We start from the raw sequence: 8,719 nt of genomic DNA on the forward strand, positions 1-8,719 counted from the left end.
GATCACCAACTGCCTGCGCAAGAACGCCCGCTACGAACTCACCGGGGCGGTGGCGCTGACCGACCTGCTGGCCCGGGTGCCGCTGCCGGACGGGGTGGGGCTGCTCGCCGAGCCCGCGTACCGCACCGTCGACGTCGCCGGCCCCGACGAGGCGTACGGGACGATCCTGCGCAGCGGTCTGCGCCCGCACCTGCGTCCCGGCGACACCCCGGTGCTGGCGGCGGCACTCGCCGGCGCACCGCTGGTGACAGCGGATCCGGTCGCCTGGTGGCGGGCGTACGTCGGCCTGCTGGTGCCGGCGGTGCTGCGCAGCTGGCTCAGCCACGGCGTCGTGCACGAGGCGCACCTGCAGAACGTGGTCGTGGTGCTCGACCGGGACCGTCGCCCGGTACGCATGCTGCTGCGCGACCTGGAGGGGGTGAAGCTGGACGCCGACCGGTGGGCCACCTGGCCGGACGGCGTCCCGGCGCAGGTCCGTTACGGTCCCCGCGCCGCCCACCGCCGGATCGTCTACTGCCTGTTCGTCAACCATCTCGGTGGGATCAGCGGGGCTCTCGCCGACGCGCGGCCGGGAATCGAGAAGCGGCTGTGGCAGGAGCTGCGGGGCGTCGTCGAGGCGGTCGCCGCCGACCTCGGTGATCCCGCCGAGCTGCGCGTGCTGCTCGACGGGGAGCCGTTCTTGGCCAAGGCGAACCTGCTGGTCCGCTGGCGGCGCGACGCCGACCGGGCCGCGCCGTTCGTGCCGGTTCCGAACCCGATGGGTGGGCCACGATGACCCGACCGGTCTACGTCCACGACCTCGACGCGCTGGCCGGGCAGGCCCGAGCCGTCCGGGCGGCGCTGCCCCCGCCGGTCGAGCTGCTCTACGCGGTCAAGGCCAACCCGGACCCCGGTGTGCTGCGAACCCTCGCCCCGATCGTCGACGGGTTCGAGGCCGCGAGCCGGGGCGAGCTGCGCAGGCTGGCCGAGGTGCTGCCGGGACGGGCGCCGGCCGCGTACGCCGGGCCGGGCAAGACCGACGCCGACCTCGCCGCCGCGCTCGACGCCGGGGTGCACCGCATCCACGTCGAGTCGCCCACCGAGCTGGCCCGGCTCGGCGCGCTCGCCACCGCCACGGGCCGGTCGGCTCAGGTGCTGATGCGGGTGAACCTGCCGGTCGACGCGCCGGGCGCGAGCCTGGTCATGGGCGGTGGGCCCAGCCCGTTCGGCATGGACCCGGCCGACGCCGTCGGGTGTGCCCGCCGCCCGCCCGCCGGCATCGACGTCCGCGGAATCCACGCCCACCTGGCCAGTGGGTTGGACGCACCGCTCGCCGCGACGGTTGCCGCCGCGGTGGTCGACTGGGCGGTGGCCGAGGTCGACGCCGCCGAGGTCGACGTCGGCGGCGGCATGACAGTCGACTACACCGACCCCGACGCGCGGTTCGACTGGGAGGGCTACGGCCGGGCCCTGGCGGACGTCCTGGACAGCTATCCGGGAGTGCGCTTGCGCATCGAGCCGGGCCGGTCGGTCACCGCCCACTGCGGGGCGTACCTGACCGAGGTCATCGACGTGAAGCGCTCCTACGGCGAGTGGTTCGTGGTGGTGGCCGGCGGGACGCACCACCTGCGGACACCGGCCGCGAAGGGGCACGCGCAGCCGTTCACCGTGCACCCGCGGCTCGGTGCCGCCGGTCCCCGTACCGATGGCGGGCCGGTCACCGTGGTCGGGCAGCTCTGCACCCCGAAGGACGTGCTGTCCTTCTCCAGCACCGCCGGGCCGATCGGCGTGGGCGACGTGCTGGCCTTCGCCATGGCCGGCGCGTACGCCTGGAACATCAGCCACCGTGACTTCCTGCTGCACGAGCCGCCGCTCTTCCGCACCGGTGACCTGCGGGAAGTGGCCGCCGAGTGGGCGTCCCGGCCGTTCGGGACGTGAGCCCGAGCGCCACGAACCGCTCGGTGTGTTATCGATAACATGCTATCTTTCATCCGGGAGTGAAGGGCACGCTCCCGGTCACCCGAGCCAGCCGGCGAAGACGCGCCGAGGGCACTCCCCTCCCGCCTCCCGGTCGGTGACCAGTCCGGGCCCCGTCGATGCCAGGCGACCACTGTTGGTCGTCGGACGATGTCGCGCCGGCCGCATGCCCAGCTTCCGACGCTCCACCGTAGGCAGCCCCGGCCTCGACGGGTGGCGGCCGCACACCCCCGGTGCCGCCGCCGAGCCACGAGCACGAGACGCCGAACGGCAAGGAGCCCAGACAATGCTGAGACGTAGGTTCTTCCTCCCATCCATCGCGGCCGCGGCGCTTCTCCTCGCGGCCACCACCGGCGGCGTGTTGAGCGGCGGCCTCGGTGCGACGGCGGTTGCCGCCACCAACGGCACCCTCGCGGCGACCGCCGGCTGCGGCAAGGCCCCCACACTCGCCAGCGGGACCCGGACGATCCAGAGCAGCGGACAGAGCCGTACGTACAACCTGCGGATCCCGGACGGGTACGACCGGAACCGCCCGTACCGTCTGATCTTCGGCTTCCACTGGTTGAACGGCTCGGCGAACAACGTCACCTCGGCCGGCTACTACGGCCTCCAGCCGTTGTCGAACAACAGCGCGATCTTCGTCGCCCCGCAGGGCATCAACGCCGGCTGGGCCAACACCAACGGTCGGGACCTGACCCTCTTCGACGACATCTCCCGGCAGATCGAGAACGACCTCTGCGTGGACACCACCCAGCGCTTCGCCCTGGGCTGGAGCTACGGCGGGGCGATGAGTTACGCGGTGGCCTGCGCCCGGCCCACCGTCATCCGCGCGGTCACCGTGATCTCCGGTGCCAACCTCAGCGGTTGCAACGGGGGCACCCAACCCGTCGCCTACTTCGGCATCCATGGCATCTACGACAGCGTGCTGAACATCTCGCAGGGCCGACAACTGCGCGACACGTTCGTCCGGAACAACGGGTGCACCGCGCAGAGTCCGCGCGAGCCGAGTCGGGGCAGCCTCACCCACATCACCACCGCCTACTCGGGTTGCCGGGCCGGCTACCCGGTGCAGTGGGCGGCGTTCGACGGGGATCACACCCCCAGCCCGGTCGACGGGTCGGGCAGCCCCAACGACTCGCGGACCTGGACCTCGGGTGAGATCTGGAGGTTCTTCAGCCAGTTCGAGTCGACCACGCCGCCGACCACCCCGCCGCCGACCGACCCGCCGCCCACCGACCCGCCGCCGACGACTCCGCCGCCCACCGGCGAGCCGGGCACCTGCACTGCCACCTACCGGACGTTGAACACCTGGCCCGGCGGCTACCAGGCCGAGGTGACAGTGGCCAACAACTCCACGGCTGCCCTGACCGGGTGGACCGTGGGCCTGACCCTGGCCAGTGGTCAGGCCATCAGCAGCCTGTGGAGCGGCGTCAACACGGGCACCACCGGCAGTGTCACCGTCCGGAACGCCCCCTACAACGGCACTGTGGGTCCGAACGCCTCGACCAACTTCGGCTTCACCGCCACCGGTAACGGGGCCACCGCACCCAGCAGCGTCACCTGCACCAGCCCCTGACCAAGGGCAGGATGAGGGCCCGGAGCCGACCGGCTCCGGGCCCGACATCCGTTGGCGGCTGCCGCCAGGACTACCGGCTCACGCTTCGCTCTCCAGCAGGTCGCGCAGGGCGTCGAGGGCGGCGATCTCCTCCTCGAAGGTCCTGCCGACGACCGGCCCGAGGAAGCGCGACAGCCCGCTCGGCTGCCACGCCAACTTCAGCGTGAGTTTCGTCCCGCCGCCGTCGGCGGGCGTGAGCGTGTACTCGCCCTGGGTGCGTACCACACTGCCGGTGGCCTGGAAGGCCAGTCGCCGTCCCGGCTCGAACCCGGTCACCTCGTAGTCGGCCGGGATGCGGCTCCCGCCGGGGCCCTTGAGCCCCTGTCGGTAGCGAGCGCCGACCCCTTCGCCCGAGACTCGAGCGACGTCGAGCACGTTGGGACGCCAGCGTGCGTCGTTCTCGCCCCGGGCGAGGAAGGCGAAGACGACCTCGGGAGTCCGTCCGATCTGCACAGTCTTCTCTGCAGAGGGCACAAGAAACCTTTCTCAGGGTCAGGGAACGATCTTCATCTGTGCCATCATCCCACTCGCGGAATGGTCGATCATGTGGCAATGGTAGACATACCGGCCAAGGTACGGCCCGAATGTCGCCTGGAGCCGGACAGTCTCACCCGGCCCCACCGAGATGGTGTCCTTCAGCCCGGCCTCGCCCGGGGCGGGCGGCTGACCGTTGCGGCTGAGCACCCGGAACTGGACCAGGTGCGGGTGGAAGTTGTGGGGGATGCCGAAGAGCGTGTCGCCGTTGGTCACCGTCCACACCTCGGTGGTGTTGCGTTTGATCTCGGTGTCGACCCGGTCGGCGTCGAACTGCTGCCCGTTGATGAGGAACTGGCCGGTCGCCGGGTTGAGGTTGAGCGTGAACGCCCGTTCCTTCGTGGCCGCCGGCAGCGCGGGAATGGTGCTCAGCCGGTCGGGCACCCGGCTGGTGTCGGTGGCGGTTCGGTTGACGTCGAAGCGCAGCACCGGCCCGGCCACCGCGTCGTCGAGGAAGACCCGGCTGCCGACCGGGAACGCGCCGAAGTCGACGACGATCTCGATCCGCTCGCCGGGCGTCAGGCTCCACGAGCGGATCGGCGTCGGCCCGGCGAGCAGCCCGCCGTCGCTCGCGATCTGGGTGACCTCGGCGTCGTTGCCGAGCCGCAGGGTGAACGTGCGGAGGTTCGACGCGTTGACGAAGCGCAGCCGGTACTTGCGGGCGGCCACCTGGAAGTAGGGCTGCGGCTTGCCGTTGGCGAGGATCGTGTTGCGGAACTGAAAGTCGTCGTGCTCGAAGACCAGGCTCGCGTCGTCGGCGAACCGCGCGTCGCGCAACATGATCGGGACGTCGTAGTTGCCGGACGGCAGCCGGAGGTCGGCCTGGGCCGGGTCGTCGATCAGGAAGAAGCCGGCGAGCCCGCGGAACACGTGCTCCGCCTCCATGTGATGGGCGTGGTCGTGGTACCAGAGCGTGGCGGCCCGCTGCTTGTTGGGATAGCTGTAGATCCGGCTCCTGCCCGGGTCGAGCACATCGGTCGGGAACCCGTCGCTGCTCGACGGGGTCTGGCCTCCGTGCACGTGTACCGCGGTCGGCATGTCGAGGTGGTTGCTGTGGGCGATGACCGCGAGCCGGCCCGTCTTGACCCGGAACGTCGGGCCGGGGAACAGCCCGTCATAGGTCAACACCTCGGTACGCGTCCCGGGCAGGATCTCGGCCTGAGCCTTACGGGTGGAAACGACGTAGAAGTCGGTGTTGCCTACCGAGGCGATCGGCTGCTGCACGGGCGGTATCGGCATCCGGACAGTGAACGGGGCGGCGGCGGCCGCGACGTGCGCCGTCCCCCCGTGACCGGTGTGGGCGCCGTGGGCCGGCGTCGCGGGCGGGGTGGATCCGCGCGCCGCTGCCGCCGCGGTGGTCGTGACCAGCGCGGCTGCGCCCGCGGTGGCGCCGGCCTTCATGACGTTGCGTCTGCTCACCATTGGTCGCTCCGCTCCTGATGGGTCGAGGTCTCGGGGGAACTGTCGCGGAGGTCCCTCAACGCGGCGTCGAAAGCTGATAGCGGCGAAGCGTGGATTTCACCTTAAGTTTTGGTGTGACTACCAAAAGCTAAGCTTCGATCCTTCCAACGGTGTGCGGTGAGACCGTAGACTCGTGCGAGTAGTCGGCCGTGACAACTCGTAGAAGGCCGATCCGATCTGAGTGCTTTGTCGTCCGCGCACGGGGGAGCCGGGCGACACGGCGGGCAGCCGGCGCTGGGGAGAGCCGTTCGTGCCCGCACCTGGGGAGCAACAAGGGCACACACCGGGGGATCCGCGATGGTGTATGGAAACGATGCGCTGCGGAGGACCGCTGCCGAGGTTCTCGAACGCAGGCGTCAACCGATTCTCGCCGCCTACCGTCAGCGTCTCGCCGCTGCGACTGACGATCTCGGCGGGGTCGCTGACCTGGTCGACAGTTACACGACGCAGGCCGACGTCCTGGTCCGGGAGACGGTCGTCGAGATTGGTCGCGAGACGACCGACCCGCTGTCGGCACCGCCGCCGACGGCGCCCGCCGAGGGCGTCGACCTTCACCCACGCGAGTGCTTCCGCGCTGTCGTCGCGCTGGCCGACATCCTGCTGGCCGACGCGCTGGAGCAGTTGTGTGGCCGGCCCGACCAGGGCGCGATCCTGGCCCTGGTCGCCGACGCGCTCACCCGCACGACACTGACCCGGCTGCTCGACGCGAGTTCGCGCTACGCCGCCGGCCTGATGAACGAGGTCCACCAGGCGCAGATCGCGGAACGCTCGCTGATCGCGCGCGAGTTGCACGACCGACTGGGCCACAGCCTCAGCGCGGCGTACCGCAACCTGGAGGCGCACGAGCTCGCCCAGGAACGACACGGAGGCGACGTCGACCGCCGGGTGGTCATCGCCCGGGAGTCGCTCCACGACGCGGTCGGCTACCTGCGGGTGCTCATCGCCGATCTTCGCCTCTCCCAGCCGCTCGGGTCCCTCGACGAGGCGCTCGCCAACTTCCTGTCGACGGTCGAGACGGGCGAGACGCGTCTGCACACCGAGATCAACGGCGACGAGTCGTGGGTGCCGCCCGAGGTGCTCGACGAGGTGTTCCTGGTCGTCCGCGAAGCGTTGCGCAACGCGGTCGCCCACGCCGGTGCCCGAGTGATCCATGCGGTCGTCGACATCACCCCGCACGAGCTGCGGGCGACTGTCGTCGACGACGGGGTGGGCTTCGACCTCGCCGCGGAGCGCGACGGTTCCGGCCTGCGCGCGATGGCTGAGCGCGCGGCCGCCGTGGGCGGTCGCCTCGCGGTGCGAGCGGCGGGCCGCCAGGGCGTGTCCGTCGAACTCGTCGTGCCGCTGCTCGCCGTCGGGGCGGGGGCCGGCCGGTGACCGCGACGATGGTCGAGCCGACCCGCATCGTGCTCGTCGACGATCACGTCGTGGTTCGCGACGGCCTCCGGGAGATCCTCGACGCCCAGCGCGATCTCGTTGTCGTCGGCGAGGCCGGCGACAGCTGTGCGGCGGTCAACGAGATCCGCGTCCGCCAGCCCGACATCGTGCTGCTCGACGTGCAGATCCCCGGCGACGGGGTGACCACGACGGTGCGCCGGATCCGTGATGTCGCCCCGGCGAGCCGGGTCATCATCCTCAGCATGTTCGACGGTCCGACGCTGCTGCGTGAGTTGTTGACCCTTGGCATCTGCGGCTACCTGCTGAAGAACTCGACGCGCCAGGAGTTGGTGGCGGCGATCCGCCGCGCCCGCGCCGATGACGCTCCGGTGATGCTGGCGGTGTCGCGCGAGAGCCTGACCCAGGTGCAGGGGCCGGTGCACAGCACACTGTCGGACCGTGAGCGCGAGGTGCTGCAGTTGGTCGGTCAGGCGATGAGCAACGCCCAGATCGCCGGGCGGCTCTGCCTGTCGGAGGCGACGGTCAAGCGCCACCTGCGCAACATCTTCGCCAAACTCGGTGCGGTGTCGCGCATCGACGCGGTCAACCGGGCCATCGCGGCTTCGCTGATCGTCCTGCCGAGGCTGTGCGTCGACCCGACGTTTCACGGCGGATAGCAGGTTACTCAAGGATTGCTCTGCGCAACTTGCCCGCAAACGGGCACTCGTGTTGGACTAATGCCGTGAATAGCACTCGCCTGTTCGTGCTCGGAGCGCTCGCGCGTGGCGGCCCCATGCATGGGCACCAGATCCGCCGGGCGGCCCAGGTCGACCGTACCGAGCTGTGGAGCGACGTCAAACCGGGGTCGCTCTACGGCGCGCTGCACCGGATGCAGGTCGAGGGCGTCATCGAGGCGGTCCGGACCGAGCAGGAGGGCAACCGGCCCGCCCGCACGATCTACGCGCTCACCGCGGCCGGCGCGGCGGAGCTGATCGACCACCGCGACGAGGCGTTGCGTGACACCAAGCTCCGCCACGACCCGGTCGACCTGGCCCTGCAAAATGTGATCGACCTCGGCGAAGACGCGCTCCGGGCCATCATCGTGGCGCGGCGGCAGGCCCTCGCCGCGCAGCTCGACTCGTGGCTGGCGCTCCGGGAGATCGCGGCGCCACACATCCGTGGTCTGGAGTGGACGACCTTCCGTCATACCGAGCTCCGACTCCGTACCGAACTCGCCTGGCACGACGAGCTGCTCGACCAACTGCCCGAGCTGATGGCCAACCAACCGACGTCGATGACCACGTCGTGACGGTGCCAGCCCCGGCCCCGGGGGCATCTGCGGGGCCGGGGCTGGCGGCACGTCACCGAGCGGGCTGCCGGGTGGTGGTCACGTTCCAGTCGGGCTTGCTCGCCTCGGCCCAGGGCTCTTCGGGCCGGCGCGGCAGCAGGTAGACGAGAAGGAACGTGAGGATCACGCCGACCAGGACGGCGCCCACCGTGAACTGGACCGCCCGGTTGAAGTTGGTCTCCAGCGCCGATGAGGCAGCGCTGTCGAAGGCCGCGCCGACCGGACCCGGCGCCGAGTCCGCACAGCCGGGCGGCGTGGCCGTCGGATCCGACGCGCGGGACTGGCGGATGAAGCAGTCGGCGAAGGCGGTCGTCGCCGCGCTCGCCTCCGCCGGTGGCAGCCCTGCGGCGACAAGCGATGCCTGAAGCTCCGGGCTGGCCTTCTCCGCGGCCGTGGCCGAGTAGGAGCCGAGCGTTCCGAAGAGGACCACG

General features: G+C 70.9%; 9 protein-coding genes. 6 read left to right on the forward strand and 3 right to left on the reverse strand.

What is annotated here, in order from left to right:
* The 3 genes from KBX53_RS13035 to KBX53_RS13045 all read left to right on the forward strand — a co-directional run.
* On the forward strand, window positions 1-775 hold a 775-nt coding region (locus tag KBX53_RS13035; protein ID WP_247675547.1), incomplete at its 5' end, for an IucA/IucC family siderophore biosynthesis protein.
* A complete protein-coding gene (locus KBX53_RS13040) occupies window positions 772-1,917 on the forward strand; it encodes an alanine racemase (RefSeq protein WP_210859438.1) in 1,146 nt (381 codons plus the stop codon). The genes KBX53_RS13035 and KBX53_RS13040, both read left to right, overlap by 4 nt.
* Window positions 1,918-2,242: 325 nt before the next feature.
* On the forward strand, window positions 2,243-3,532 hold the full coding sequence (locus tag KBX53_RS13045; RefSeq protein ID WP_030329401.1) for a cellulose binding domain-containing protein: 1,290 nt from the start codon (window positions 2,243-2,245) through the stop codon (window positions 3,530-3,532).
* Between the two features lie 78 nt (window positions 3,533-3,610).
* Here KBX53_RS13045 and KBX53_RS13050 read toward each other — a convergent pair whose 3' ends face one another.
* Together KBX53_RS13050 and KBX53_RS13055 are read right to left on the reverse strand one after the other, a co-directional pair.
* The gene (locus KBX53_RS13050) at window positions 3,611-4,045 is read right to left on the reverse strand and encodes an SRPBCC family protein (protein WP_307857897.1); all 435 of its coding nucleotides are present in this window, start codon (window positions 4,043-4,045) and stop codon (window positions 3,611-3,613) included.
* Between the two features lie 18 nt (window positions 4,046-4,063).
* On the reverse strand, window positions 4,064-5,527 hold the full coding sequence (locus KBX53_RS13055) for a multicopper oxidase family protein (RefSeq protein WP_210859442.1): 1,464 nt from the start codon (window positions 5,525-5,527) through the stop codon (window positions 4,064-4,066).
* A gap of 336 nt (window positions 5,528-5,863) precedes the next feature.
* Between KBX53_RS13055 and KBX53_RS13060 the strand changes: the two genes are divergently transcribed.
* The 3 genes from KBX53_RS13060 (at window position 5,864) to KBX53_RS13070 (ending at window position 8,249) form a co-directional block, all read left to right on the forward strand.
* Complete coding sequence (locus KBX53_RS13060; protein WP_030329395.1) at window positions 5,864-6,940, forward strand: sensor histidine kinase; 1,077 nt, start codon at window positions 5,864-5,866, stop codon at window positions 6,938-6,940.
* Complete coding sequence (locus tag KBX53_RS13065) at window positions 6,937-7,617, forward strand: response regulator transcription factor (protein WP_245233539.1); 681 nt, start codon at window positions 6,937-6,939, stop codon at window positions 7,615-7,617. The genes KBX53_RS13060 and KBX53_RS13065 overlap by 4 nt, the downstream gene beginning before the upstream one ends.
* Before the next feature lie 65 nt (window positions 7,618-7,682).
* Entirely contained in the window at window positions 7,683-8,249 is a 567-nt protein-coding gene (locus tag KBX53_RS13070) for a PadR family transcriptional regulator (RefSeq protein ID WP_210859445.1), read from the forward strand.
* Between the two features lie 52 nt (window positions 8,250-8,301).
* On the opposite strand, the gene KBX53_RS13075 is transcribed toward KBX53_RS13070, so the two are convergent.
* Window positions 8,302-8,719: hypothetical protein (locus KBX53_RS13075; RefSeq protein ID WP_210859447.1), on the reverse strand; the 418-nt coding region annotated here is incomplete at its 5' end.

Source organism: Micromonospora sp. M51 (genome assembly GCF_018070305.1).
Lineage (GTDB): Bacteria > Actinomycetota > Actinomycetes > Mycobacteriales > Micromonosporaceae > Micromonospora > Micromonospora parva.

Excerpts from the sequence above, each read along its gene's own strand:
- KBX53_RS13040 (WP_210859438.1), top strand. The coding sequence starts at position 772 with ATGACCCGACCGGTCTACGTCCACGACCTCGACGCGCTGGCCGGGCAG.
- KBX53_RS13045 (WP_030329401.1), top strand. The coding sequence starts at position 2,243 with ATGCTGAGACGTAGGTTCTTCCTCCCATCCATCGCGGCCGCGGCGCTT.
- KBX53_RS13055 (WP_210859442.1), bottom strand. The coding sequence starts at position 5,527 with ATGGTGAGCAGACGCAACGTCATGAAGGCCGGCGCCACCGCGGGCGCA.
- KBX53_RS13060 (WP_030329395.1), top strand. The coding sequence starts at position 5,864 with ATGGTGTATGGAAACGATGCGCTGCGGAGGACCGCTGCCGAGGTTCTC.